This window comes from Rhizobium sp. RHZ02, from assembly GCF_014851575.1.
GTDB classification, from domain to species: domain Bacteria; phylum Pseudomonadota; class Alphaproteobacteria; order Rhizobiales; family Rhizobiaceae; genus Rhizobium; species Rhizobium altiplani.
This window is the reverse complement of record NZ_JACUZX010000010.1, coordinates 126,538-151,673: the sequence shown is the minus strand read 5'-3', so window position 1 is coordinate 151,673 and position 25,136 is coordinate 126,538. Positions and strand designations below refer to the sequence as shown.

At 60.1% G+C, this 25,136-nt stretch carries 23 protein-coding genes; 11 read left to right on the top strand and 12 right to left on the bottom strand.

The features are described 5' to 3' along the window. Window positions 1–175: 175 nt before the first annotated feature. From IB244_RS17105 to IB244_RS17065, 9 genes are all read right to left on the bottom strand, one after another. Window positions 176–2,155: an ABC transporter ATP-binding protein/permease gene (locus IB244_RS17105; protein WP_192304866.1), complete on the bottom strand. Its 1,980-nt coding sequence runs from the start codon at window positions 2,153–2,155 to the stop codon at window positions 176–178. Window positions 2,156–2,603: 448 nt separating this feature from the next. After that, window positions 2,604–3,545, bottom strand: coding sequence for a LysR family transcriptional regulator (locus IB244_RS17100; RefSeq protein ID WP_018856972.1), 942 nt, complete (start codon window positions 3,543–3,545; stop codon window positions 2,604–2,606). Between the two features lie 189 nt (window positions 3,546–3,734). Then, complete coding sequence (locus IB244_RS17095) at window positions 3,735–4,442, bottom strand: class II aldolase/adducin family protein (protein WP_192304864.1); 708 nt, start codon at window positions 4,440–4,442, stop codon at window positions 3,735–3,737. A 7-nt stretch (window positions 4,443–4,449) separates the two neighbouring features. Continuing rightward, entirely contained in the window at window positions 4,450–5,439 is a 990-nt protein-coding gene (locus IB244_RS17090; RefSeq protein ID WP_192304862.1) for an ABC transporter substrate-binding protein, read from the bottom strand. Window positions 5,440–5,481: 42 nt separating this feature from the next. Further along, complete coding sequence (locus IB244_RS17085; protein WP_018856975.1) at window positions 5,482–6,588, bottom strand: ABC transporter ATP-binding protein; 1,107 nt, start codon at window positions 6,586–6,588, stop codon at window positions 5,482–5,484. A 96-nt stretch (window positions 6,589–6,684) separates the two neighbouring features. Then, window positions 6,685–7,740 (bottom strand): ABC transporter substrate-binding protein, encoded by a 1,056-nt coding sequence (locus IB244_RS17080; protein ID WP_246734430.1) that lies wholly within the window; start codon window positions 7,738–7,740, stop codon window positions 6,685–6,687. A gap of 38 nt (window positions 7,741–7,778) precedes the next feature. Next, window positions 7,779–8,840 (bottom strand): ABC transporter substrate-binding protein, encoded by a 1,062-nt coding sequence (locus tag IB244_RS17075; RefSeq protein WP_192304860.1) that lies wholly within the window; start codon window positions 8,838–8,840, stop codon window positions 7,779–7,781. Between the two features lie 34 nt (window positions 8,841–8,874). Further along, the gene (locus tag IB244_RS17070; protein WP_018856978.1) at window positions 8,875–10,620 is read right to left on the bottom strand and encodes an ABC transporter permease; all 1,746 of its coding nucleotides are present in this window, start codon (window positions 10,618–10,620) and stop codon (window positions 8,875–8,877) included. A 36-nt stretch (window positions 10,621–10,656) separates the two neighbouring features. After that, a complete protein-coding gene (locus IB244_RS17065; RefSeq protein ID WP_018856979.1) occupies window positions 10,657–11,907 on the bottom strand; it encodes a flavin-dependent oxidoreductase in 1,251 nt (416 codons plus the stop codon). 545 nt (window positions 11,908–12,452) lie between these two features. Here IB244_RS17065 and IB244_RS17060 point away from each other — a divergent pair. Next, window positions 12,453–12,590 (top strand): hypothetical protein, encoded by a 138-nt coding sequence (locus tag IB244_RS17060; RefSeq protein ID WP_018856981.1) that lies wholly within the window; start codon window positions 12,453–12,455, stop codon window positions 12,588–12,590. 68 nt (window positions 12,591–12,658) lie between these two features. Here IB244_RS17060 and wrbA read toward each other — a convergent pair whose 3' ends face one another. Then, window positions 12,659–13,255, bottom strand: coding sequence for an NAD(P)H:quinone oxidoreductase type IV (gene wrbA / locus IB244_RS17055; protein ID WP_018856982.1), 597 nt, complete (start codon window positions 13,253–13,255; stop codon window positions 12,659–12,661). Window positions 13,256–13,471: 216 nt separating this feature from the next. Here wrbA and IB244_RS17050 point away from each other — a divergent pair, with 216 nt between their 5' ends. From IB244_RS17050 to IB244_RS17015, 8 genes are all read left to right on the top strand, one after another. After that, window positions 13,472–14,248 carry a competence/damage-inducible protein A gene (locus tag IB244_RS17050; protein WP_192304858.1) on the top strand — a complete coding sequence of 259 codons (777 nt, stop codon included), beginning with the start codon at window positions 13,472–13,474 and terminating at the stop codon, window positions 14,246–14,248. A 109-nt stretch (window positions 14,249–14,357) separates the two neighbouring features. Continuing rightward, the gene (locus IB244_RS17045) at window positions 14,358–15,200 is read left to right on the top strand and encodes a universal stress protein (RefSeq protein WP_018856984.1); all 843 of its coding nucleotides are present in this window, start codon (window positions 14,358–14,360) and stop codon (window positions 15,198–15,200) included. 182 nt (window positions 15,201–15,382) lie between these two features. Continuing rightward, window positions 15,383–15,880 (top strand): xanthine phosphoribosyltransferase, encoded by a 498-nt coding sequence (gene gpt, locus IB244_RS17040; RefSeq protein WP_025659992.1) that lies wholly within the window; start codon window positions 15,383–15,385, stop codon window positions 15,878–15,880. A gap of 196 nt (window positions 15,881–16,076) precedes the next feature. Beyond that, window positions 16,077–16,664 (top strand): hypothetical protein, encoded by a 588-nt coding sequence (locus tag IB244_RS17035; protein ID WP_018856986.1) that lies wholly within the window; start codon window positions 16,077–16,079, stop codon window positions 16,662–16,664. Between the two features lie 591 nt (window positions 16,665–17,255). Beyond that, complete coding sequence (locus IB244_RS17030; RefSeq protein ID WP_192304856.1) at window positions 17,256–21,077, top strand: vitamin B12-dependent ribonucleotide reductase; 3,822 nt, start codon at window positions 17,256–17,258, stop codon at window positions 21,075–21,077. Between the two features lie 157 nt (window positions 21,078–21,234). Continuing rightward, window positions 21,235–21,474 carry a cupin domain-containing protein gene (locus IB244_RS17025; RefSeq protein WP_156828752.1) on the top strand — a complete coding sequence of 80 codons (240 nt, stop codon included), beginning with the start codon at window positions 21,235–21,237 and terminating at the stop codon, window positions 21,472–21,474. Between the two features lie 369 nt (window positions 21,475–21,843). Then, on the top strand, window positions 21,844–22,674 hold the full coding sequence (locus IB244_RS17020) for an alpha/beta fold hydrolase (protein WP_029792462.1): 831 nt from the start codon (window positions 21,844–21,846) through the stop codon (window positions 22,672–22,674). Between the two features lie 191 nt (window positions 22,675–22,865). Beyond that, window positions 22,866–23,729 (top strand): MBL fold metallo-hydrolase, encoded by an 864-nt coding sequence (locus IB244_RS17015; RefSeq protein ID WP_083929854.1) that lies wholly within the window; start codon window positions 22,866–22,868, stop codon window positions 23,727–23,729. Window positions 23,730–23,739: 10 nt separating this feature from the next. On the opposite strand, the gene IB244_RS17010 is transcribed toward IB244_RS17015, so the two are convergent. After that, the gene (locus IB244_RS17010; RefSeq protein WP_018856991.1) at window positions 23,740–23,913 is read right to left on the bottom strand and encodes a hypothetical protein; all 174 of its coding nucleotides are present in this window, start codon (window positions 23,911–23,913) and stop codon (window positions 23,740–23,742) included. Window positions 23,914–24,125: 212 nt separating this feature from the next. On the opposite strand from IB244_RS17010, the gene IB244_RS17005 reads away from it, so the two are divergent. Together IB244_RS17005 and IB244_RS17000 are read left to right on the top strand one after the other, a co-directional pair. Further along, window positions 24,126–24,380 carry a DUF2188 domain-containing protein gene (locus IB244_RS17005; protein WP_026371762.1) on the top strand — a complete coding sequence of 85 codons (255 nt, stop codon included), beginning with the start codon at window positions 24,126–24,128 and terminating at the stop codon, window positions 24,378–24,380. A gap of 2 nt (window positions 24,381–24,382) precedes the next feature. Continuing rightward, window positions 24,383–24,709: a hypothetical protein gene (locus tag IB244_RS17000; protein ID WP_018856993.1), complete on the top strand. Its 327-nt coding sequence runs from the start codon at window positions 24,383–24,385 to the stop codon at window positions 24,707–24,709. Window positions 24,710–24,926: 217 nt separating this feature from the next. On the opposite strand, the gene IB244_RS16995 is transcribed toward IB244_RS17000, so the two are convergent. Next, window positions 24,927–25,130: a hypothetical protein gene (locus tag IB244_RS16995; protein WP_018856994.1), complete on the bottom strand. Its 204-nt coding sequence runs from the start codon at window positions 25,128–25,130 to the stop codon at window positions 24,927–24,929. Window positions 25,131–25,136 lie beyond the last annotated feature (6 nt).

The window sequence follows — 25,136 nt, the reverse complement described above, 5'->3', positions numbered from 1 at the left end:
TTGCACCGAAGATAACCTGGCCGCTCCACCACGCCGCACTCAACGGCCATGTCGGCAAAATGAGGTTTCGGGATGCCGTCAAGTTGAACTGGTGCCACAAGGCATCCTTGTCATATCGGGTCACAGACGCGAGTTCCCGCTCAGCGAGCTTATCTTGGAATGATCCCTGCCCTTGCTATCCGGGCGTCGTACTGCCTTTCGGCCGGGAGTGCCGGTTTTCGACAAGGCGCGAAAGCAAATTCCGCTTTCTCTTGCGCTGGAGAAGATCAATATCACTGACAAGCTTTGCGCCGCCCTCCCGCCGTTCCAATGTAATTTTGCGACTGTGGAAGGCTTCCAGCTCAGCTCGATGCGCTACGCTTATGATCGTGATCTGCGGCAATTCATGGATGATCATCTCCATCATCTTGTCCTGGCTTTTCTTATCGAGTGCCGACGTTGCCTCATCCAGCACGATCGTATCCGGACTGTGTAGCAGGAGGCGCGCAAACGCGAGCCTCTGTTTTTCACCACCCGACAGCGTCTGGTCCCATGGCGCCTCTTCCTCGATCCTGTCGTTCAGATAGTCGAGTCCCACCTTGTCGAGAGCCGCTTTGATCTTATCGAGCGGCCAGCTATCGGCGGCGCCGGGATAGGCAACCGCCCGGCGAAGCGTCCCGGAGGGGATGTAAGGCCGCTGCGGCAACATGAACAGTCGTCTGTCGCCATGAAAGTTGACGCTGCCGTCACCCCACGGCCAAAGGCCTGCGATGGCCCGCACCAGCGTGCTCTTGCCCGAACCGGACTCTCCGGCCACGAGGACCCGCTCGCCTGGTTCGACCGTGACCTGGGTCTCCTTGACGACGGCGGTACCGTCGTCAAGCGACACCGAGAGATCATTGAGGCTAAGCATCGCATCGCCTTCAGTTTCACCGTGCTGGATGCGCCCCAAGGCATCACTCTGTTCGGCGCGCTCCAGGCCGTCGAGCGACATCATCAGCGAAGCGACGCGCCGAGCGCAGGCGTGCCAATCGGCAAGACGCGGATAGTTGTCGACCAGCCATCCAAACGCGCTCTGAACGATGGCGAAGGCAGAGGCAGCCTGCATCACCTGTCCAAGCGTCATGCTGCCTTCGAGATACTTTGGTGCGCAAAGGAGAAGGGGTACGACTGGCGCAAGCAGGCTCGACCCCTGGGACACGAGCGTTGTGCGCATGTGTTGGCGTGAAAGGAGCGCCCACTGGCGAAGAACATGGGTAAACGTCTTGTCGAGGTCGCTACGTTCCTCCTCCTCGCCGCCCAGCAAGGCAATACTTTCGCCATTTTCCCGCACGTGCGTCAGCGTGTAGCGAAATTCGGCTTCCGCCTGATTCTTGACCTCGGAAACGTGGACGAAATGGCGGCCGATGACGGCCATCGAGCTGGACGTGATAGCCGCATAGAAAACGGCGGTAATGACAAGGAAACCAGGAACAGTGACGGTCGAACCTGCAATTGTCAGGGTCAAGGCCCCGCCGATCGTCCAGAGCACCACGATGAAGGTCGAGGCCGACAGAAATGCGGAAATGACACCAGCGATGAAATCGACGGGTGACTCGGTCGCAATCCGCAAATCCTCGGAAATGCGGGCTTCCGGGTTCTTGTGGTCACCGCCGATGAGATTCAACTGATAGTAACGGCCGTTGGCGAGCCAGCGCCCGATAAGCGCGGTCGTTAGCCAGGAACGCCAGCGGCGCTGGATCAGCATGCGGAGAAAGACTTGTGTAACGACAAGAGCGACGCTTCCGAGCGCGAGGGGCAGGAACACGGCGCTGAGGAAATATACGGTATGGGCATTGCGTTGCTCAATTGCGTCAAAGATTGCGCGATTCCAGATATTGATTCCATACTGGAAGCCGACATTGGTGACGATTAAGGCGAGCAGCCCAATTGAGCACGGCCACGCGAGCCATTCCCCGCCGCGGCCCCAGTAACCGCGCGCGCTGATCCAGAAGCGCGTCAGCAAATATCTCTTGCGCGCCCGCTCGGCCTCCTCGGGCGTCAGCTCTGGGTCGGGTTCGACGACTTCTGGGGGCAGCGCGCCCTCGTCAGTCGATGCCTTCTCTTGGCGCGATCTCTCGGCACTGTGCTGCTCGGAGCCGTCGACCGATTTCTGATCTAATTCAGCGTCTGACATAAGCGCGACAACGGCTTAAAAATCAAAAGGTTTCATGATGCCAATCTCGAGCCGGGAAGAAGCTGAAGGTGCTGCCCGCCGCGAGCGCTTGCGTGTCGGGATGAAGGCCGGCGACGGTGGTGGATCTCGGTGAGGGAACCAATAGAGAGGTCGCTCGCTTGACCTGGAGGAACAGCGATTTTCTTCCTGCCTCTCGTTTCGCAACTTTCAACTTCCAAGTTCCCCGCGTGTGCTGGCGGGCTTTTGGGGGACAGGACAATGGGAACAAAGTCCGCGACCGAGAGTTTCCTATATACACGCGCGCCTGCCCTGCGACCGCGACAGCAGGGCTCTCTTTCTCGCGTTGACCGCCTCGTGGCAAGCGCGTGATCGTCTCCGCGCATTCGGTGAGCCCCAGCTCGCATAGGGCGAAATCAGCCACCATTTCGTGTTATGCACGCAAGATAGCTTACACAGCTGGCGCTACTTCCTGCTCAACGATCTCGAAGGCCTCGTTCTTGGCTAGATGGCTGATGAAGCCCTGGATGATGTGCAGCGCCGAGCCGGCATGTGCGGGCTTTGGCCGGCCAGAGGGCTGGATCAGATAGAGCGTGCGCACGAGCGGCGGATTGACTATGCGCCGGGCGATCAGCGTGCCCGCTTCCACTTCGCGCGCCACGGTGCCATAGGGCAGCACGGCGCAGGCGTTGCCTTCGAGGATCAGACCCTTGATCGCATCCATGGATTCGATCTGGTAGGCAACCTTCAGCGGCAGGTGGAAGAATTCCATCGCATGTCTCAAGAGATTGATGATTTGGCCCTTCTCGGTCGGAATGACAAAGGTCGCTTTGGCAAGCTCGATCAGGTTGATCGGTCCCTCCTGACCGAACTCGGACTTTCGGCCAGTGATGAAGAAGACGGATTCCCGGAGGACGGCCGTTTGCTTGATACCCTTGCGCGGCTCGACATTGAAAGCGAGTGCGAAATCGAGATCGCCGCGGGCGACGCGCTCGCCGAGCAGGTGGCTCATCTCCTCGACGATCTGGACCTTGGCGGACCAGTTCTGACGGCCGAACTCCTGTGCCAGCGGACCGGCGAGCAGCGCCGAGAGGCTGGAGGTGAGACCGATCGAGATGTGTTCTTCCTGCGCCGGGTCGAACTGCTTGATCGTACGGCGGACGGTGGCCAGTCGATCGAGGATTTCCTTGGCCTCTTCGAGGAAATACTGGCCAGCCGGCGTCGTCGTCGTGCCGCGCGGGCCGCGCTCCAGCAACTGCACGCCGAGCTCCTGCTCCAGTGCGTTGATCTGTGCGCCGAGCGCCGGCTGTACGATGTTCAGCGCGGCGGCGGCCTGCGTGATGCTGCCGATTTCGCAGACGCTGACAAAGGATTCGATTTGGCGAATTCGCAAGGGGCCATCTCCTCCACGGCCATGGGCTGACAACCGCAAGACGCTTCCGGTCTCGGGCTCTGGTCTTCCACGTTCCGTGAAGGTCGCCATCCCCCGGTATCCGGGCGCGATTCCGGCGGCAAGCTTTCAGTCTGGCAGGAAAGCCGCGGCTTGCAAATCACTAAATCGCCAGCCGCAGATCGCGTGGCTTCAGTGTCCGGCCCTCGTCGCCCAGTAATCCCAGGCGCGGGCGAGCACCGGCGGTTCGAGGTTCTTCGCACCGGAAAGCGCGATTTCACCCGCCGTCAGCGGCGTCACGCCGCCGAAGGGCAGCGATCGCAGCAGCACATCACCGTTGCGGCAGAGCTGGATCGTGCGCATGACGAGCTCGCGCAACGAACCGCCGACGACGACTGCGCCGTGACCGCGCAGGAAGACGGCATTGCTGTTTGCGAGCGCCCGGGCAAGCGATGCTGCCTGATCGGCGGTGGAAACCAGCATGTCGGTATAGCCGAATTCCGCCTGGCTGTCCCAGAGAGCGACGCCGGTACCGATCGTCGCGCCGAGATGTGTCACTGGTTTCCAGGCGATATCGGCGACACAGAAGGGCATAATCGCCGGCGAGTGGAAATGCGCGACAGCCTTGACGTCCGGCCGCGCCTTGTAGATGCCGCCATGGATGACGCGTTCGATATAGCCACGTCGCTCGTCGTCGCCGAGAAGCTTCGAGTCGAGATCGTAGCGCTGCAGATCCTCGACCACGACCAGCTCGGGGCTGCGCGAGCGGGAGATGAAGTATTCGCCGTCGGCCTGCGGCGAGCGAAGGCTGACATGGCCGAAGGCATCGAGCACGTCCTCGCGGGCGAGGATGTGATTGGCGGTGACGAGTTCGGCGAGATCGCTGGCAAGTTCGCTCATGGCAGCCTCACACGACAACCTTGGTCATGATGCCCGCCGGGAAGATCTCGTCCGGCGTCATCAGGCGGCTCGCGATGCCCTGCTGGTGGGTGTAGAGCAGCATCTGCTCGAAGGTCTTGCGGTTCTTCTCGATGCCGAAGGGGAAGGGATCGCTGCCGAAGATGTCGCGCATGCGCCGCGCATAGGTCGGCAGCCAGGCGAGCGGATAGCGCGAAACCGCCGGATCGAAGAGCCGCTCCAGGCTGCGGCGCTTGGATTCCTCGAAGGCGTTGTAGAGATTGCGGGCGATCCAGGGGCTTTCGTCGAGAAGATGCTTCTTCATGGCGATGATGTGCATGATCGGCCAGACGCCACTCTCCTGGTAATAATCCTCCTCGATCTCCAGGAAGTTCGGGAAGAGACGTTCGACGCGCGGGTCCTCTTCGAGGAAGCAGGTCGGCGGGCGGGCGATGATGGCACAGTCGATCTCGCCGGAGGCCAGCATCTCCGACAGCGACTTGTCGGCGACGCGCGTCAGCGTCACGCCTTCCGGCAAGGCAAGATCGACCTTCTCCTCGCGGCCCGGCGCATTGGCGCCGGCCTGATACCAGTGGACGTCCTGCAGCTTGACGCCGCCTTCGTTATGCATCCAGCCGCGCATGTAGACGGCCGCCGAATGAGCCCATTCCGGCGAGCCGACGCGCTTGCCCTTGAGGTCGGCCACGCTTTTGATGTTGCTCGCCTTGTTGACGTAGAACGAGCTGAAACGGAAGAGCCGCGAACAGATGACCGGCAGGCCGATGATGTCGCTGTCGGGGCGGCTCACCTGCGCCATGAACTTGGCGAAGGAAAGCTCGCTGACGTCCCATTCGCGATTGAAGGTGAAGCGGGCAAAGATCTCGTGATGGCTGAGAATTGACCAGGTGAGGTCGATCCCTTCGGGCACCACGGTCCCGAGCCGCAGATCGCGGAAATGGTCATAGTCGGTCGTGGCGATAGAAAGCTGCTTGCGGCTCATGGCATTGTCCTGGGATATGGCACTGGAAACAGGCGCTGGCATTCAGCGCAGGATAACGTTGACTTTCGCGGGCTTGATATTGACGAGGATCCGCCCGCCGATCGGCGTCCTGACGCTCGGATGGACGCGCGCCAGAAGCTTCGCCTTGCCGACATTGACGATGTAGTCTACGCATTCGCCGAGGAAGACCTTGCTGTCGACGATGCCGTCGAGGACATTGCCGGAAAGGCTCTCGCCGTTGCCCGGCTCGACGAGGTGGATGTTCTCCGGGCGCACGGCGACCGTCAGATTGTCCTTGAGGTCAAGCGCCTCTTCGGCGCTGACGTCGATCTTGCCGGCCGGCGTCTCGACGGCCCAGCTGCCGCTCTCCTGACCGCGGCCGAGCACCTTGCCTTCGAGGAAGTTGCTGGAGCCGATGAAGTCGGCGACGAAGCGGGCGGCGGGCGCCTCGTAGATTTCGCGCGGCGTGCCGAGCTGGACGACCTGACCGGCATTCATCACAGCGATCTGGTGCGACAGCGCCAGGGCCTCCTGCTGATCGTGGGTGACATAGAGCGTCGTCAGGTTGAGCTCGCGCTGCAGCCGCTTCAGCTCGAAGCGCATCATCTCGCGCAGCTTGGCGTCGAGGTTCGACAGCGGCTCGTCGAGAAGCAGCAGGCGCGGCTCCATGATCAGGGCGCGGGCGAGCGCCAGGCGCTGCTGCTGACCGCCCGAAAGCCTGGTCGCTTCGCGGCCGGCGTAGTCGCCAAGAGCGACGGCTTTCAGCACGCGTTCGACTTTCTCCTCGATCTGCTTCTTGGAGAATTTCGTCTTGCCGACGTGCAATGGGAAGGCGGCGTTCTCGAAGACGCTCATATGCGGCCAGATGGCGTAGCTCTGGAAGACCATGCCGAAATTGCGATGGTTGGGCGCCACGAAGATGCCCTTGCCGGCGGCGAAGACCGGCTTGCCATCGACGGTGATCGCGCCCTTGACGGGACGTTCGAGGCCCGCGATCGAACGCAGGGTCGTGGTCTTGCCGCAGCCCGAGGGACCGAGCAGCGTAAAGAGCTTGCCCTGCGGCACCTCGAAGGACACGTCCTGGGCGGCCTTGACGACCTTGCCCTTGCCATCCGCATATTCCGTGCTCAGACCCTGCACACTCAGCATGGTATTCTCCTCACATTCCCTGCCGGTCGGATCATCGATCCGATAATTTCTATCAGGCTGGCGCCCCCACGTTCGGACGAGGGGCGCCCTGCCCGTTCATTTTACAGTCGCATTGAAGGTATCGCGCCACTTGGCAAGCTGATCCAGCATCTTCGCCCCATCGACGACCTGGACGTTCAGACCTTCCGGCAGCGGCACCAGCTTAACATTCGCGGGCGTGAAGCCGCGATCGGCGAGAATCTTCTGGCCGTCGGTCAGCGTGAATTCCTGGAAGAGCAGCGCGGCGGCGGGATGCGTCGCCGTCTTGGCAACACCGAGGCCGTTGACGCGGGCGACGGAGGGACCGAGCTGCAGCTTCTGGATCGGCGCGCCGTCCTTGTTCATCTGGTCGACCTTGTAGAGGTAGTTCGTCAGCGACACCGGCACTTCGCCGGAGACGACAAGGTTGGTCAGCAGCGTATGACCCTTGCGGAGCGAAATGCCGTTGGTCTTGGCCAGCTTCTGGAAGAAGTCTAGACCCTGCTGCTCGCTCGGGAAGCTCTTGTCGATCGTCGCCAGCCAGTCATAGGCTTCGGCTTCGAGACCGATCTTGCCGGACCACTTGGGATCGAGCAGATCATCCCAGCTCTTCGGCACGTCGGCGTCGGAAACGAGCTGCGTGTTGTAGGAGGCAGTGATGATGTTCAGGCGGCTGCCGACCCACTCCTTGTGGGCAGGGACGGCCTGCGGGAAGATATCGGCCATGGTGGCCGAATTGACCGGCTCGAAAACCTTCTCGCGATGCAGGGCCTCGAGTTCCGGCCCGTTCGTCTCGATGATGTCGGCATCATAGCGACCGGCCTTGATCTCGGTGACGGCACGGCGCAGCACGTCCTCCGAGCTGCCACGCCAAGTGGTGACCTTGATACCGTATTTGGCGGTGAAGGCATCGGTGATGGCGGCGACGTCCTCGACCGGCGTTGCCGTATAGAGCGTCAGCTCGCCTTCCGCCTTGGCCGCCTCCGCTAGCTTCTCCAAGCGGTCGGGGCCGTTGTAATTGGCGAGGTCAGCAAGGCTCGACTGCGCATAAGCAGAGCCTGTGGCAACGGCTCCCAGCAGCGCCATTCCGCCAAGCAAGCGGATGGCCGAAGTCATTTTAAACGATCGCAACATTTTCTCCTCCCGAGTATTCGGTTTGATCGCCGATGGAATTACTTGAACGTCTTTTCGAATTCGCCGCGCCAATCGCCCAGGTTATCAAGGGCGGCATCCGGATTGATCACCTTGACCTGCATGCCTTCAGGCAGCGGCGCGATCTTGATATTGGTCGGCGTAAACTGTCTCTCCGCCAGGATCTTCTGTCCTTCAGTGAGGGTGAAATCCTGATACAGGATCGCGGCATTTGGATGGGGCGCTGTCCGCGCCACGCCAAGGCCATTGATGCGGGCAATAGCCGGGCCGATCATGAACCGCTTGATCGGAGCACCGTCCTTTTCCATTTGCGCGACCTTGTAGAGATAGACCGTCAGGCCGAGCGGCACCTCGCTGGAAACAACGAGATTGGTCAGCAGGGGATGGCCGTTGTAGAGCCCCGGATGATCGGTCTGCGATAGCTTGCGGAAGAATTCCATCCCCTTTTCTTTGGACGGAAAGGTTCCGGCGGCCGTCGCGAGCCAGTCATAGGCAACGGCCTCGACGCCGAGCTTGCCGGCCCATTTCGGATCAAGCAGTTCCTCCCATGTCTTCGGAAGGTCCGCTTCGCTGACTGCATTCGTGTTGTAGGCCGCGGTGATGATGTTCAGCCGGCTGCCGATCCACTCGTGATGAGGCGGGACGGCATCCCGAAAGATGTCCGCAAAGAGCGGCGACTGGATCGGTTGCAGTAGCTTTTCACGATGAAGCGCCTCGAGTTCCGGTCCGTTCGTCTCGATAACATCAACATGATGACGTCCGGCCTTCAACTCGCCGACGGCACGCCGCAGGACGTCTTCGGAACTGCCACGCCACAAGGTCACCGGTATGCCGTACTTGGCTTCGAATGCCTTGGTAATGACGGTCACATCCTCGACGGGGGTGACGGTGTAGAGCGTTAGAGCGCCCTCCTGCTTTGCGGCGGCGACCAGCTTGTCCATCCGATCGGCGCCGGTATAGCCGGCGATCTGGTCGATGCTGGACTGGGCGTGGGCCCCAGTGGCCAAGGCGGCCGCAGCAATGGTTCCCAATAGCATCCCACAGCGCCAGAGCCGCTGCACATTCTTCATGAATTCAGGCATTTTGTCCTCCCATGCCAATCCTCGAGGCTTCTCCTCAAGCCTCCTTGACGCCGAAGCGTTTGCCGACCCACTGGGCCAGCATGACGATCGTGAACAACACCAGGATCATCATCACGCCGAAGGCCGAGAGTTCGACATACTGGCCGTTCTGCCAGAGCTCCCAGATCACCACCGAGACCACCTCAGAGCCGGGGCTGTAGAGAAGGACCGAGCTCGACAGTTCACGGATCGAGACGACTACGATGTAGATCCAGCCCGCCACCAGGCCTGGCTTCAGGAGCGGTAAGACGATGCGCCAGAAGCTCTGGCCCCAGGAGGCACCGCTCATGGCGGCGGATTCCTCAAGATCCTTGTGGATCTGCAGCATCGACGTTGTGTTGTAGCGGATGCCGTAGGGCATGAAGCGGGTGAGATAGGCGATCAGGATGATCCAGGTCGTGCCGTACACGCCGATATCCAGATAAAGATAGAAAATCATGATCGACAGGCCGAGCACGAGACCGGGGAAGACCATCGGCAGCGAGGCAAGGTTGTCGAGCAGCCAGCGGCCCGGCAGCTTGGTGCGAATGACGATCCATGAGATCACGGCTGTCAACAGCATCAGGCCGGTCGCCGCGCTGAAGGCAAGGATCGCACTGTTCCAGACCGCCTGGCCGACGGCCGGATAGTTGATGACGGTCACATAGGCATTCAAGGAAAGCCGGTGCATCGCGCTCCAGGAGGGCACGCTGTAATATTTGTTCAGGGACGACCAGAGAAGCACCAGGAACGGCAGGATAATCACCAGCACCATGTAGACGACGATCAGGACGGCGGCAGGAACGCGCCACGGGCCAAGATCGAACGGCCGCGGGCGAAAACCCTTTCCGGTGACGGTCGAATATTTGCTGCCCTTGGTCGACAGTCGCGACTGGAAATAAATGCCGAAGGAGGCAATCACCAGAAGAAGGATCGCATAGGCCGAAGCGAGGCCGACATTGCTCGGATATTCGCGGATCGCGTCATAGATCGACGACGTGAAGACCTCGATGCCGACAGGCGTGCCGAGCAGCGCAGGGACCTCGAAAGATTCGATCGAGCGCGTGAACATGATGAAGAAGGCTGCGACCAGCGCCGGCCAGACAAGCCTCAGCGTGATCCGGAAGAGGATCTGCCAGATCGAAGCACCGGACATCAGCGCCGATTCCTCGAGCGACGGGTCCATGGCGCGGAAGGCCGCCGACATCAGCAGGAAGGCGACCGGCGAATAGTGCAGGCCCTCGACCCAGATCATCCCGCCCATCGAGTAAATGTTGAAGACAGGTCCGGCGATGCCGAAGGTATTTTTCAGGACAAGATTGAAGAGGCCGATCTGCGGGCTCGCCATCATGATCCAGGAGACGGTGAAGAGGATCGACGGGATGACGAGCGGCACGATCGAAGCCGCATAGAAGAGCATCTTGAAGGGTGTGTTCGTTCGCTCGTTCAGCCACGCGAAGAGCGTGCCGATCGTCAGCGACAGACAGGCTGTGCCGGTCGCGAAAATCACCGAATTGCGGAACAGCGGCAGGATGCGGCTGTCGCTGAAGGCCTTTGTGTAATTATCGAGGGTGAAGACGGCAGGCACATCGCCTGCCGCCGGGGTCATGAAGCTCTGCCAGATCAGAAAGACGAGCGGCACGAGGGCGAGCCACGCGACGGCGAGGATCACGGCCGCGATGACCAGCCATTTCGCGTTGATCCTCGCAAGGGGTCCATGGTTTTGCGCCATCTTGGCGTAAGTACTTTCCTGCAATGACATGAAGGTCTCCCAACCGACGTCTTTCCTCCGGGTCCGTCAGGAGCCGGCCGGTACAGCGAGGTTATCCTTATGATAACCGGCAATGCGCTGATAGTTTGTGGAGAGCTGCTCGAGATCTTCACGGCTAATGACGTCGTCAATATGATCGAACGGCTTGTCCTCGGTGCGCAAGAAGACTTCGCGCAGGATCGCATCCGGCGGATTGGCGCGATTTGTCAGCACGACCTTGGCGGTTGCCGGGCGGCGGATCGCCTCATAGGCATGCATGGCCTTGATCGGATCGCCTTCACGGACGAGCGCGTCGGTCAGCGCGCGGCAATCGAGGATCGCCTGGGCCGAGCCATTCGCGCCGCGCGGATACATCGGATGGGCGGCATCGCCGAGCAACGTCAGGCGACCGAAGGTCCACTGGTCCAGCGGGTCCTGGTCGACCATTGGATATTCGAGGATCGCATCGGCGGCCTTGAACATCGCCGGGCAATCGAGCCAGTCGAATTTCCAGTCCTTGACGACGTCGAAGAAGTCTTCGAGGCGGCCCGGCTTGTTCCAGTCGCGCTGCGACTTGTACTTGTCGGTCTCGATGTCGACGACCCAATTGATGAGCTGGTTGCCTTCGGCGTCGATATTGTCGCGGATCGGGTAGATCAGCACCTTGGCGGTGTTAAGCCAGCCGACGCGCACCATGCTGGCGCCGGTCAAGAACGGCTTCCAGCGCGTGACGCCGCGCCACATGTTGATGCCGGAATACCGCGGCGGGCCTTCGTTCGGATAGAGCTGCTTGCGGATCCTGGAGTGGATTCCCTCGGCACTGACAACCATTTCGGCCTTGACGGAAGGCCGGGCGGAACCGTCGCGCGGATCGACGAAATGCAGGGTTACGCCGCTGTCGTCCTGGTCGAAGCCGGTGCAGGACCAGCCGGTCATCAGGCGGTCAGCGCCGATGCGCTGCTTGAAGGCCTCGACGAGGACCATGTGCAGGTCGCCGCGATGGATGGAGAATTGCGGCCATTCGTAGCCGGCATGGCGACCCGTCGGCTCGGTGAAGATATGCTGGCCATGGCGGTTGTAGAAACCGGACTCGCGGGTCGTGATGGCGACCTTCGCAAGCTCTTCCTCGAGGCCGAGCTGGCATAGTTCGCGGGAGGCATGCGGCAGAAGATTGATGCCGACGCCGAGCGCCTTCAGCTCGGGCGCGGCCTCGTAAACACGGGATGGGATTCCCTTTTCGTGCAGCATCAGAGCAAGCGTCAGCCCCCCGATCCCACCACCAACAATCGTGACTTCCATAGTCGACTCCAAATGTCCTGGCCGGGAAACCCGGCAAAGTTCGAATAGGGCATCGTCCAACAGGATTGGAAAATGCCGATGTCGCTTCAGATGAAAGTTGCAGGCAATGGAAACCCGTTCGCCGAAGCAACGCTCCGACAGCGGCAGTTATTCCAGATTTTGCCGATCATCCTCCGATAGGCACCGGTTGCTCTTTCATCGCCCGAACCACTCGCGCGTCCTCACTCGAAAGAACCATCGATGTTGGAAGGACCCTAGAAACAAAATTGACATTCATCAAATAGATAGATTTTTTGAGGTCATAGCGAAAACAGATGACTGAGGTCCCTCACCGTGAAACACTCAAGTGCGGCTGGCCTGACCTTTGCTATAGGGCACGTGGCTTCGATCCCGTCGCTCGCACTATCATGCCCGAGGGCACCGACTTCCGACGGCAACGTCCCTTGGCCTTTATAATCTCTTGCGAATGTGCTTGTATGCACGCGCCAGAAGGACCGCGGTTGGGGCTGCGCATAGTTGTAAGCTAGTCTTGTGGGAGTATGGCAATGGTTTACGATTGGGATGGCACAAGAGCGCGACGTCTCAAATTGTTCAGGGCAGGAACGGCGTTCATGATCGCGATTGCGGTCGTCGGAATACCGCTTCTTTTCTTCGCAGCAAAGCTGCACAACCTCTACGGCTGAATTGGCAAGTTCGTTGCCCGGTATAAGCAGGCGTGACCCAATGGCCGCGCCTGCTAGTGAGGACTGATTTAGCCGAGCTTTGCAGCGATCTTGGCGACGTGAGCGCCCTGATACTTGGCTGCCTCAAGCTCGATCGCTGAAGGCTGGCGGGATCCATCGCCATCCGTGATGGTGGATGCGCCGTAGGGCGAACCGCCCTTGATTTCATCAACACCCATCTGGCCCTGGAAAGCATAGGGAAGACCGGCAACGACCATGCCCTGGTGCAGGAAAGTGGGGATGAAGCCGAGGATGGTGGATTCCTGGCCGCCGTGCTGCGTGGCCGAGGACGTGAACACAGAGCCTACCTTCCCGACCAGCTTGCCGGCGAACCAGAGGCCGCCCGTCTGATCCCAGAAATTGCGCATCTGCGAAGCAACGGTTCCGAAGCGCGTACCCGCACCGACGATGATCGCGTCGTAATCGGCAAGTTCATCGACCGTGGCGATCGGGGCAGACTGGTCCATCTTGTAGTGCGACGCCTTGGCAACCTCAGCAGGAACCAGTTCCGGAACGCGCTTGACGGTGACGTCCGCGCCGACCGACTTTGCGCCTTCGGCGACGGCGTATGCCATGGTTTCGATGTGGCCGTAAGCCGAGTAGTAGAGCACGAGTACCTTAGCCATTTATCTAACTCCATCAATTGCGTTTGAATTCGTGAACGTGCGGAGTTGTAGCAGCGGTGTGTGTCGAACATAGCCCCACGCGGCAGAACGCACTGTTCAATGGTCATAGACGAAAACTTGCTTGCAGCCATTTCCCAAGTTGGCGGCGGCGACACGGTTTGCAAGACAGGCGAAGGGCGCTACCTATGTGGGAACGCAAATGTTCGGAAATTTCCAATGACCAATGAGACGATTGTCACCGCCGCCATGCTTGCCATTGGCGACGAACTCTTATCCGGCCGCACCAAGGACAAGAATATCGGCCACCTGGCTGACATGCTGACGCTTTCCGGCATCGACCTCAAGGAAGTGCGCATCGTCGGTGACGAGGAGAATGCCATCGTCGAGGCTCTCAATGCGTTGCGCGCAAAGTACGATTATATCTTCACCTCGGGAGGTATCGGACCGACCCATGACGACATCACCGCCGATGCCGTATCCGCAGCGTTCGGGCTGCCCTGCGAATACGATGCTGACGCAATGACCCTGCTCGGCGAGATGTACGCGCGCCGCGGGCTCGAATTTACGGAGGCCAGAAAGAGAATGGCTCGCATGCCCAAAGGGGCGCGCCATATCCCCAACCCGGTCTCGACCGCGCCCGGGTTCGTGATCGGCAATGTTCATGTCATGGCCGGCGTGCCGCAGGTCTTCCAGGCCATGGTCGACGCGGTCATCCCGACATTGCGGACCGGCACGCGAGTGCTCTCGCTCGGTATCTCCTGCCCTTATGGTGAAGGCGACATCGGTACACCGCTTGCTGCGATCCAGATAGCTCATCCGGAGACGAGCATCGGCTCCTATCCCCGCTATATTGGCCAGGCGTTCTCAACGGAAATCGTCGTCCGCGGACGCTCACAGGATGCGGTCGATGCAGCGGGAGATGATGTGCGCGCTATGATCGAGACCATCCGCCAATCAAAGGAGGTGGCTGAAAACCGCTCGGCAGAGGCGTAGCATCGAGGTGATCCCGGTTCGCCGTTGATATGCATCAAAGAAGCGGCGCCCTCGCCGGCGCATTCTCGTTGAAAATTAGTCGATTTCATCCGCGTAAGGAGAATTGCTGATGTCTTACAAAACCATACTTGCCATTCTCGATACCGTCGATAACGCCACAGCCGTGGCCGATTTTGCGTTTGCCATTGCCGCACAGACCAATGCCTACGTTATCGGACTTCATGCGGAAACCGTCGCGGTCGTGCCGCTCGTAGCACCGATGGAGATACCCGACCCCGTCGCCGTGCAGGCGCTGCAGGACATGGCGCGCGCGCAAACGCTCGAAATCGAACGCATCTTCCGCAGGAAGGCGCAGGCTGAAGGCGTTTCCCATGAATGGCGCAGCTTCGCCTCATCCACCGGCTACGGCTCGGCGCCGCTGATCGAAAGCGCCCGAAGCGCCGACTTGCTCATCGCCTCACAGGCCGATCCGTTGAAGCCGTCCGACAGTCACGTAGACATCGACAACTATCTCTTCGAAAGCGGTCGCCCGGTTTTGATGATTCCTTTTGTGATGCGCCAGCCGAAACCGATCAAGCGTGTCCTCGTCGCATGGAACGGCTCAAGGGAGGCCGCGCGTGCGGCGTTCGATGCCTTGCCCATCCTGAAGGCGGCCGCCGAAGTCGAGATTTTCTCCGTCGATCCCGTCGACAATGCACTTCAGTCTGCGGCCGTCGCAGGCGCCGACATTGCTGCGGCTCTTTCCCGTCACGGCGTCAAGGTAACTCTGGCAACTGCGCAAAGCGTTGACAAGTCCGCCTCGGCTGTCATCGAGAACCGCCTCTCCGACAGCAGCATCGACCTGCTCGTCATGGGCGCTTACACGCATTCGCGTCTCTGGCAGTTGATCTTCGGCGGCACCACGAGAACGCTGCTGCAATCAATGACGGCCTTGACGCTGCTGTCGCGATAAGAATCGCGAGGGGCTTGCGTTTTGCCTCCGGAATCCGTTAATTGCGGCGACCGATGACGAGCTCCGGCTTCGGTCCTCCTATCGCGCAGTCTCGGCTGCGCGATTTGCGTTTGGCCGATCGCGGAATGCCTTGTCCGGCCGCCGGCAAACGGCGTGTCATCATTCATGCCGCGGAGCAAACCATGTCTCTTCCCGATAAAGCCTTTCCCGTTTCCTGGGACCAGTTCCACCGCGACGCGCGCGCGCTCGCTTGGCGTCTCGCCGGGCTCAAGCGCGATTTCAAGGCGATCGTCTGCATCACGCGCGGCGGTCTCGTACCCGCGGCAATCATCTCGCGCGAACTCAATATCCGGCTGATCGAAACGGTCTGCGTCGCCTCCTACCACGACTACGTGAACCAGGGCGAAATGATGCTCCTGAAGGGCATTGCACCGGAGCTGACCGCCGACCAAGGCGAATCCGTCCTGGTCATCGACGATCTTACCGATACCGGCAAGACCGCCTCCGAAGTTCGCTCGATCTTGCCCAAGGCACACTTCGCCTGCGTTTACGCGAAGCCCCAGGGCGTGCCGACGATCGATACGTTCGTTACGGAAGTCAGCCAGGACACCTGGATCTACTTCCCCTGGGACATGGGGTTCACCTATCAGGAACCGATCTCCAAGGCCGGCCGCGGCTGAGCGCTATCCGCGGCGCAACCAAACAGATTGGTGACAATTTCAAATTGCACCAATCTTTGTTTAACTAACCCATCGGATTCCGCTATCGCGTCGGCCGCGCTGACCTTATCCTTCAAAGCAATTCCCGCGCGGCAACCTTGTCGCGTTGCGGACTTGCGTTAGAGGTTAAGTCGCGGGGCGCGACCTTGGAATGAATATGATGCGTTGGGGCTATGTCGAGATAGCGGCGGCTTTCGGTTTGTGTCTCTGTCTCTCGCATTTGACCGCTTCGGCGGAGCCGGCCTATGTGTCCGTCGTTCGGAAATATGTCGAGACAACAGTCAAGCCGATGGTGAATGTCGCGATCGTCAAGAAGGCGATCGAAGCTCAGAATACCAAATTCAGCAAAATCAGCGACATGGACATCCAGGTGCTGGATAACACCTATCGGTCCGAAGTTCTGGCCGGCGGTTGGCAGATGGTGAGGCAACTGCTCAACAAGCCGGTGTCGCGATACCTCAAATCCAAGCAGGATGATTCGCAGGGCGCCATCGTTGAATTCTTCGTGACCGATCGCCACGGACTCAATGTCGGCCAGGGCACGATAACCAGCGACTATTGGCAGGGCGACGAAGACAAGTTCCTGAAAACATTCGGAAGACAGTCCGACGACATATTCATTGATCGGGCCGAGCGCGATGAACAGACACAATTGCTGGAAACGCAGGCAAGTTTCGTCATCAATGATGAAAACGGACAGCCTATAGGCATCGCAACGGTGACGATTGCGATCGACGCATTGTGATTGAAATTAACATGAACGAATCGGCTGTCGCATTTGGCCGGCAAAAGCTGCAACCAAATCAACACGGTCGCAACTTTTCTTAGATTTTTTACGCTCCGGGACGACGAAAGCTCGCAACCCATTGAATTTCTTGCACGACTTTCTTTTCCCCATTCTCCACAGCCCGATCCACAATATGTTGTGGTGAACGCTTCATTAAAAACAACCTCTTGACGGAATCGCACGATTCAAACTTAATAGGTTCCGATGTTGCGACGGCAGTTGGACCGGAATTAACGAGGCCGGTTCCCTCCAAAAATCGAGCGTAGAATCAGGGTGTTGCGTCCATGAAGGGCGACCGCCATGAGGGGTTTCGTGCGCGATTTTTATCTTCCGGAAAAGTGACATCCGGGGCTGGCGATAATAAGCTGTTAATACTATATTTAGTGTTTGCAGCCACGATCACTACAAGATACGGGAGAAGCATCTCCGGATGACACTCCTGTGATAGTACGGAAACGAGAACTGGCTGCGCTCCTCACGGCGCGGCCGGAGGTGGAAACTTGCGCCTTGGTCGACGGGGACGGGGCGCGCAAGCTAGAGGTTAGAGAAATGCGCATAGAACGCCGTTTCACGAAGGCAGGACTGAGCGCTTACGCGGACATCGAATTCCGCAAGGCGACGAGCGAGATCAAGAACCCGGACGGGTCGATCGTATTCCGCCTCGAGAACATCGACGTTCCGGCGCAGTTCTCCCAGGTCGCCGCCGACATCCTGGCGCAGAAGTATTTCCGCAAGGCCGGCGTTCCCGCCAAGCTGAAGAAGGTCGAGGAAAACGAGGTTCCTTCCTTCCTGTGGCGTTCGGTTGCCGATGAAGCAGCTCTGAAGGATATTGCGAAGGACCAGCAGTACGGCTCCGAAACCGACGCGCGCCAGGTCTTCGACCGTCTCGCCGGCACCTGGACCTACTGGGGCTGGAAGGGTGGCTATTTCTCCTCCGAGGAAGACGCCCTAGCCTTCAAGGATGAACTTGCCTACATGCTTGCCACCCAGCGTGTTGCCCCGAATTCCCCGCAGTGGTTCAACACCGGCATGCACTGGGCCTACGGCATCGACGGCCCCGGTCAGGGCCACTTCTATGTCGACCCCTTCACCGGCAAGCTGACGAAGTCGAAGTCAGCTTACGAACATCCGCAGCCGCACGCCTGCTTCATCCAGTCCGTTGAAGACGATCTCGTCAACGAAGGCGGCATCATGGACCTGTGGGTCCGCGAAGCACGCCTCTTCAAGTACGGCTCCGGCACCGGCTCCAATTTCTCCTACCTGCGTGGCGAAGGCGAAAAGCTGTCCGGCGGCGGCCGTTCTTCCGGCCTGATGAGCTTCCTGAAGATCGGCGATCGGGCTGCCGGCGCCATCAAGTCGGGCGGCACGACGCGCCGTGCGGCCAAGATGGTGGTCGTCGACATCGACCATCCTGATATCGAAGAGTATATCAACTGGAAGGTGAAGGAAGAGCAGAAGGTTGCTGCCCTCGTCACCGGTTCCAAAGTTGTCGCCAAGCACCTCAAGGCAATCATGAAGGCTTGCGTCAACTGCGAGGCTGACAACGGCGATTGCTTCGACCCGAACAAGAACCCTGCCCTGAAGCGCGAAATCCGCGCTGCCAAGAAGGACCAGGTTCCGGAGAACTACATCGGCCGCGTCATCCAGTTCGCCCGCCAGGGCTACAAGGATATGGAGTTCAAGACCTACGACACGGACTGGGATAGCGAAGCTTACCTTACCGTATCCGGCCAGAACTCCAACAACTCGGTCTCGATCAAGGACGACTTCCTGCGCGCCGTTGAAAGCGACAGCGACTGGCAGCTGAAGGCCCGCAAGGACGGCAAGGTTATGAAGACCTTGAAGGCGCGCGACCTGTGGGAGTCGATCTCCTACGCCGCCTGGGCATCGGCCGATCCGGGCCTGCACTTCAACACGACGATGAACGACTGGCATACCAGCCCGGCTGCCGGCCCGATCCGCGCATCCAACCCGTGCTCGGAATACATGTTCCTCGACGACACGGCCTGCAACCTTGCCTCGCTGAACCTCATGCAGTTCAAGGATGCCGCCACCAAGCGCATCAACATATCAGACTACGAGCATGCGGTTCGCCTGTGGAGCGTTGTTCTCGAAATCTCCGTGATGATGGCGCAGTTCCCGTCGAAGCGGATTGCCGAGCTCTCTTACGAATATCGCACGATCGGCCTCGGCTACGCCAACATCGGCGGCCTGCTGATGTCTTCCGGCATTCCCTATGACAGCGACGAAGCCCGTGCCATTGCCGGCTCCCTGACCGCGATCATGACCGGCATTTCCTACGCCACCTCGGCTGAGATCGCTTCTGAGCTCGGACCGTTCCCGATGTTCGCGCCGAACCGCGAAAACATGCTGCGCGTCATCCGCAACCATCGCCGCGCCGCTTACGGCGAGACGTCTGGCTATGAAGGCCTGTCGATCAACCCGGTCGCGCTCGTCCACTCCTTGAACCCCGACCAGGATCTGGCGGCTCATGCCAAGAGCGCCTGGGACAAGGCTCTCGAGCTCGGCGAAAAGCACGGCTACCGCAACGCCCAGGCAACCGTCATCGCGCCGACCGGCACGATCGGCCTCGTCATGGATTGCGACACAACCGGTATCGAGCCTGACTTCGCACTGGTGAAATTCAAGAAGCTCGCCGGCGGCGGCTACTTCAAGATCATCAACCGCGCCGTTCCGGAAGCCCTGCGCACGCTCGGCTACTCCGAGAGCCAGATCGCCGAGATCGAAGCCTACGCTGTCGGCCACGGCAATCTGAACCAGGCGCCGGCCATCAACCCCTCGACGCTGAAGGCCAAGGGCTTCACCGACGATAAGGTGGAAGCCGTCAACGCCGCGCTGAAGTCGGCCTTCGACATCAAGTTCGTCTTCAACCAGTGGACGCTCGGCGCCGACTTCCTGAAGACGACACTGAAGGTTTCCGACGAACAGCTTGCCGACATGAGCTTCAACCTGCTCGAGCACCTCGGCTTTGCCAAGAAGGACATCGAAGCTGCCAACGTTCACGTCTGCGGCGCGATGACGCTGGAAGGCGCACCGTTCCTGAAGAACGAACACCTCGCCGTCTTCGATTGCGCCAACCCTTGCGGCAAGATCGGCAAGCGTTACCTCTCGGTCGACAGCCACATCCGCATGATGGCTGCTGCCCAGCCGTTCATCTCGGGTGCGATCTCCAAGACGATCAACATGCCGAACGACGCGACGGTCGACGATTGCAAGAGCGCCTACATGCTCTCCTGGAAGCTCGGCCTGAAGGCAAACGCTCTCTACCGCGATGGCTCCAAGCTGTCGCAGCCGCTGAACGCCTCGCTGATCGAAGACGAAAGCGATGAGGACGCACTGGACGATCTGCTGCAGCAGCCGGTCGCCGCCCAGGCCGTCACCATCACCGAGAAGATCATCGAGCGTGTCGTCGAACGCGTCACCCGCGAGCGGGAGAAGCTCCCGAACCGCCGCCAGGGTTACACCCAGAAGGCCGCCGTCGGCGGACACAAGGTGTACCTGCGCACCGGCGAATTCGGCGACGGCCGTCTCGGCGAGATCTTCATCGACATGCACAAGGAAGGTGCGGCCTTCCGTGCGATGATGAACAACTTCGCGATCGCCATCTCGCTCGGCCTGCAATACGGCGTGCCGCTCGAAGAGTATGTGGAGGCCTTCACCTTCACCAAGTTCGAACCGGCCGGCATCGTCATCGGCAACGACGCGATCAAGAACGCCACGTCGATCCTCGACTACGTGTTCCGCGAACTCGCCGTCTCCTACCTCGGCCGCCACGATCTGGCGCATGTCGATACGTCCGACTTCTCCAACACGGCGCTCGGCAAGGGGATCCAGGAAGGCAAGACGAACCTCGTCTCGACCGGTTGGACCCGTGGCTACAAGCCGACCCTGGTAACGGGCAACGAGCGTCAGGCAGGCGGGGAGCCGAAGGGTGCCGCGACGGCGGCCCCGGCGCGCGCATCCTCCGGCGCCACGGTGACCTCCTTTGCGGGTGCTGCCGCCCGCAAGATCGAGCCGACGCTTGCCGTCTCCTCCTCTGAAATCGTCGCCTTCAAGCGCGACTACGAGGAGCGGGCAAAGGAACTGGCCGAAGAGATCGCCGAGGAAGTGGCCGAGGAGATCGCAACCGAGACCCAGCAGCAGGCAACCGCCCTCTTCTCCGACAAGGCCGCCGCCGACGCGGCATCGGCCAAGACGGAGGCCAAGAAGGTCGAAGCCGAACGCCGCGCCCGCTCCATCATGCAGGGCTACACGGGCAACATGTGCTCCGAATGCCAGAACTTCACGATGGTCCGCAACGGCACCTGCGAGAAGTGCGACACCTGCGGCGCGACGAGCGGCTGCAGCTGATAACCGGCAATTCCGGCGGTTGGTGATGATGATGATAGCTTTCACTCCTCACCCGCCGGAACGTTGTCCGACCCAGGTCGGGAACTTGACGCGAAGACAAAAGTCAAAGAGCGGCCCTTGGCCGCTCTTCTGCTGTGATCAACGGCAACCTCGGCAAGTGACCGCCGGCGAAAGCGCCTTCTTCCCACGCGGCATTCCGCACCAGCTTATGAACCCGAGCGACAATCATTGCAGGCACGTCCTGATCGACACCCCTGCTCTCTTCGATCAGTTTATCAAGGAAGACGGACCTGACGAAGTCTTCGGGCCACCGACTGCGAAGGGAATTGAGCGTCTGCGGGCGACCTGCCCCAGGTTCGGCATCACCCTGCTCTCGAACTGCCCAACGCCTCAGTAAGTCAACGCCAAGCGCAACGGCATAACCAGGGCCCAGCTTAATGTTGAGGCCCAATTCGAGGGCTCCACGCCAGACCAGCCCTCGAAACCGATGTTGCTTCTGTACGGGCGCGTTACCGGCGCTATCCGTCCACAGGGGTGTTATACACGCAAGCATCACTGCCATTCTTCAACATGGCATCTTCCCTTCTTCTTGATTTTGGTCAAATTACCGTTGGCTCGCAGCGCCGCTAACGTCGCGTCATGACGAGGACGTAGAGGGGCAGCGACGCGAGTCAGGCTTTGCCCGACGCCCGACAATATGGGCACCGGCAGGATGCTTGCGTGCCTTTACCACCAATGCAATCACATCCAGAAAGAGGACTTCATCATGCCATTCATCAAGACCACGGACGGAACCGAAATCTTCTACAAGGATTGGGGTCCAGCCACCGCCCAGCCTATTGTTTTCCATCACGGCTGGCCGCTCAGCGCTGACGATTGGGACGCGCAGATGATGTTCTTTCTGGACAAGGGCTATCGCGTGATTGCCCACGACCGGCGCGGCCATGGCCGTTCCAGGCAGACGTGGCAGGGCAACGAGATGGACACCTATGCCGCCGACGTCGCGGCCCTCACAGATGCGCTCGATCTCAAGAATGCAATCCATGTCGGCCATTCGACCGGCGGCGGTGAGGTTGCCCACTACGTCGCCCGCGCAAAGCCCGGACGCGTCGCCAAGGCGGTGCTGATCGGCGCCGTGCCGCCGATCATGGTCAAGTCGGACAAGAACCCCGGTGGCCTGCCGCTCGAGGTCTTCGATGGTTTCCGTGCCGCGCTCGTCGCCAACCGCGCGCAGTTCTTCCTCGACGTGCCCGCAGGCCCGTTCTATGGCTATAACCGCCCGGGTGCCAAGGTCAGCCAGGGTGTTATCGAGAACTGGTGGCGGCAAGGCATGATGGGTGGTGCAAAGGCGCATTACGATTGCATCAAGGCCTTCTCCGAAACTGATTTCACCGAGGATCTGAAGCAGATCACGGTGCCGACGCTCGTCATGCACGGCGACGACGATCAGATCGTTCCCTATGCCGACTCCGCACCGCTGTCCGTCAAGCTCTTGAAGCACGGCATACTGAAGACCTATGCCGGCCTCCCGCACGGCATGTGCACGACGCATCCGGATGTGATCAACGCCGATCTGCTGGAATTCTTCCTGGACTGAGATGTTGGCTCGACCGCCGGCCTTCTGATGGAACGGAGGCAAGACAACACTCGTAGGCGGGTCCTCTTCGCCCCGCCTGCGGCACGCCGGATATTTTCTCTTCAAGGGAGGCGCTTGTGATAACGCGAGATACCATTTCGGACGGCTTGTCCCGCCGCGATCTGCTGAAGTTGACGGCCGCGGCAGCAGCGATGCTCGCGTCACGTAGCGCCGTCGCAGCCGACTTCCACCGCTTCAAGCATGGCACGTTCGACATCACGGTCGTCAGCGACGGTTTTCTCACGCTCCCAGTCGAGATCTTGTTGCCCGACGCCACGCCTGAAGAGCGCAAGGCGATCATGCCTCGGCTGGGCGGAAGTTCGGCGGCCGCTCCGGTCCAGGCCAACATCCCGCTGATCCGCCATGGCGACGACCTGATCCTTATCGACACTGGCTCGGGTAACCGCTTCCAGGCCAGCGCGGGCAAATTGGCCGCAAACCTGCAATCGCTTGGGATCGCGCCCGAAGCGATCACCAAGGTGGTTTTCACCCATGCCCATCCGGACCACTCCGGTGCGACGACGACAGCCGATGGAAAGGTGCTTTATCCGAACGCCCAGTATTTTGTCAGCGAAGCCGAGTGGGACTTCTGGACCCACAAGGACTTTGAGATGCACATGCCGTCGGCGCTTCATGATTTTGCGCGAGGCGCGCAACGTGACCTGTTTGCGGTCAAGGACCGGCTGACGCTCTTGCGCCCGGATCAGGAGATCATTCCCGGAATGCGGATTTTGGAAACCCGCGGCCATACGCCGGGCCATGTCTCGATCGAACTGGCGGGCGACGGCGGCCTGCTGATCACAGGCGACGCCTGTACCAACGACGTGATTTTCTTCGAGCATCCCGCCTGGCATTTCGGCTTCGACACCGAACCTGAGATCGCGCTGAAAAACCGCCAGATGCTGCTCGATCGCGCCGCGAGCGAAAAGCTCAAGATGCTCGGCTATCACTGGACCTATCCGGCCGTCGGATATGCCGAGCGCAAGGATGCCTCCTACCGATTTCTGCCGGCTTAGGATCGCCGAATTATCGCGCCTCGGCGGTTTCCTCGAGCGCGGCAGATTGCTGCGGCATTTCTTCCGCAATCTCCTCGGCAACGGCTGCAAGATCGAGGTTGCCCCAGATCGACGCTGACTGGCGACGTTCTGGGCGGCGGGAGGATTTGACTTCGACGACGAACGGCTTCGACTGAGCGCGCATGAGTTTCCTATGAAGAGGCGTTGAACGAATCCATCAACGCCCCAAGCCTATGAAGCGTTCCGCGCTTGCGCAAGGTCGCCATTCGCTTTGAATCCAGCCTCACACAGGCCAGACCGCGACGGAACAAGCATATGGCGAGCCGCGTTTCGGCCTTTCAATCTGCATGGAGCCTCTACGCAAATTCCTGCGAAAAGTCCTTGAAGGAACGATCGATGTCGATTACCTACCACGTCGCCGAACATGATGGCGCCTGGGCCTACCGCCTGGACGATGTCTGGTCGGAAACTTTCCCAACTCACGAAGAAGCATTGGCAGCGGCTAAACATGCCGCGGAGCGACAAAAGCTCGGTGGCCAGGATGCGGACATTACATATCAGCGTGCAGACGGCAGCTGGACAGCGGAACGGTCGAACGGAGGCGACCGCCCCGAGGCCGATGTCGTCGATGACGCCAAGGAAAAAGACTAGGAATGACTATCAAAGAACGCTTTTTGAAGCAGCAGCATGCGTGGATGCTCGGCGCATGCTATTCCCGGAAACATCCCGACTTTCATCGCTTTGGCGGCGTCGATGTTTCGATCTCGCCTCGCTGGAAAGACAGCGTTGAAACCTTCGTCAATGATATGATCGACACCCTGCCGCGCAGCCTCTCCGAGCGCCGGATGGCACTGAGAAACCCGCGCCGCCCGTTCGAACCCGGGAATGTGGAATGGGTATTCGCAAGCAAGCATTACGGCCTTCGCGCTCCTGACGGCACACGGCCCGACATGGCGGACGTTCGCGCGCGCCGCGTATAAACCGCTATTTACTCGTTACAATCTTCGCCGGCGGAAACATGGCTAGGGCCTTCTTTCGCCGGCGAACTGTTTTATGGCGGCAGTAGTCACCCCGAAATCACCAGTCAGTGACGACATGCAAGCCGCTTGCATGACCATCCGTTCGGTGCCCCAGTCGTTGGCTGCCGCGCTTGACGACGTATGTTGCACTCCGGGCCAGTTCGCAGTGCCGCTGAATTCAGTGCGACCGGTGCCGCGCGTTCCTCGTCACCACAATCACAACAAGTCCGACGACGACAGCCAGCGCGCCCCAATAGACCCATGACGTCTGGTTGATCATGAAGCTTTCCGCCGGGTAGGGAAAATAGCCGCTACCCTGCCCCATCCAGACCAGCCCGATAAGGATCAGCACGCCGGCGATACAATAGGCGATCTTCACCATTCAATG

Coding starts and splice junctions, on each gene's coding strand:
- IB244_RS17105 (WP_192304866.1), bottom strand. CDS start 2,155: ATGTCAGACGCTGAATTAGATCAGAAATCGGTCGACGGCTCCGAGCAG.
- IB244_RS17095 (WP_192304864.1), bottom strand. CDS start 4,442: ATGAGCGAACTTGCCAGCGATCTCGCCGAACTCGTCACCGCCAATCAC.
- IB244_RS17090 (WP_192304862.1), bottom strand. CDS start 5,439: ATGAGCCGCAAGCAGCTTTCTATCGCCACGACCGACTATGACCATTTC.
- IB244_RS17085 (WP_018856975.1), bottom strand. CDS start 6,588: ATGCTGAGTGTGCAGGGTCTGAGCACGGAATATGCGGATGGCAAGGGC.
- IB244_RS17080 (WP_246734430.1), bottom strand. CDS start 7,740: ATGTTGCGATCGTTTAAAATGACTTCGGCCATCCGCTTGCTTGGCGGA.
- IB244_RS17075 (WP_192304860.1), bottom strand. CDS start 8,840: ATGCCTGAATTCATGAAGAATGTGCAGCGGCTCTGGCGCTGTGGGATG.
- IB244_RS17070 (WP_018856978.1), bottom strand. CDS start 10,620: ATGTCATTGCAGGAAAGTACTTACGCCAAGATGGCGCAAAACCATGGA.
- IB244_RS17065 (WP_018856979.1), bottom strand. CDS start 11,907: ATGGAAGTCACGATTGTTGGTGGTGGGATCGGGGGGCTGACGCTTGCT.
- IB244_RS17060 (WP_018856981.1), top strand. CDS start 12,453: ATGGTTTACGATTGGGATGGCACAAGAGCGCGACGTCTCAAATTGTTC.
- wrbA (WP_018856982.1), bottom strand. CDS start 13,255: ATGGCTAAGGTACTCGTGCTCTACTACTCGGCTTACGGCCACATCGAA.
- IB244_RS17050 (WP_192304858.1), top strand. CDS start 13,472: ATGACCAATGAGACGATTGTCACCGCCGCCATGCTTGCCATTGGCGAC.
- IB244_RS17045 (WP_018856984.1), top strand. CDS start 14,358: ATGTCTTACAAAACCATACTTGCCATTCTCGATACCGTCGATAACGCC.
- gpt (WP_025659992.1), top strand. CDS start 15,383: ATGTCTCTTCCCGATAAAGCCTTTCCCGTTTCCTGGGACCAGTTCCAC.
- IB244_RS17035 (WP_018856986.1), top strand. CDS start 16,077: ATGATGCGTTGGGGCTATGTCGAGATAGCGGCGGCTTTCGGTTTGTGT.
- IB244_RS17030 (WP_192304856.1), top strand. CDS start 17,256: ATGCGCATAGAACGCCGTTTCACGAAGGCAGGACTGAGCGCTTACGCG.
- IB244_RS17020 (WP_029792462.1), top strand. CDS start 21,844: ATGCCATTCATCAAGACCACGGACGGAACCGAAATCTTCTACAAGGAT.
- IB244_RS17015 (WP_083929854.1), top strand. CDS start 22,866: ATGCTCGCGTCACGTAGCGCCGTCGCAGCCGACTTCCACCGCTTCAAG.
- IB244_RS17010 (WP_018856991.1), bottom strand. CDS start 23,913: ATGCGCGCTCAGTCGAAGCCGTTCGTCGTCGAAGTCAAATCCTCCCGC.
- IB244_RS17005 (WP_026371762.1), top strand. CDS start 24,126: ATGTCGATTACCTACCACGTCGCCGAACATGATGGCGCCTGGGCCTAC.
- IB244_RS17000 (WP_018856993.1), top strand. CDS start 24,383: ATGACTATCAAAGAACGCTTTTTGAAGCAGCAGCATGCGTGGATGCTC.
- IB244_RS16995 (WP_018856994.1), bottom strand. CDS start 25,130: ATGGTGAAGATCGCCTATTGTATCGCCGGCGTGCTGATCCTTATCGGG.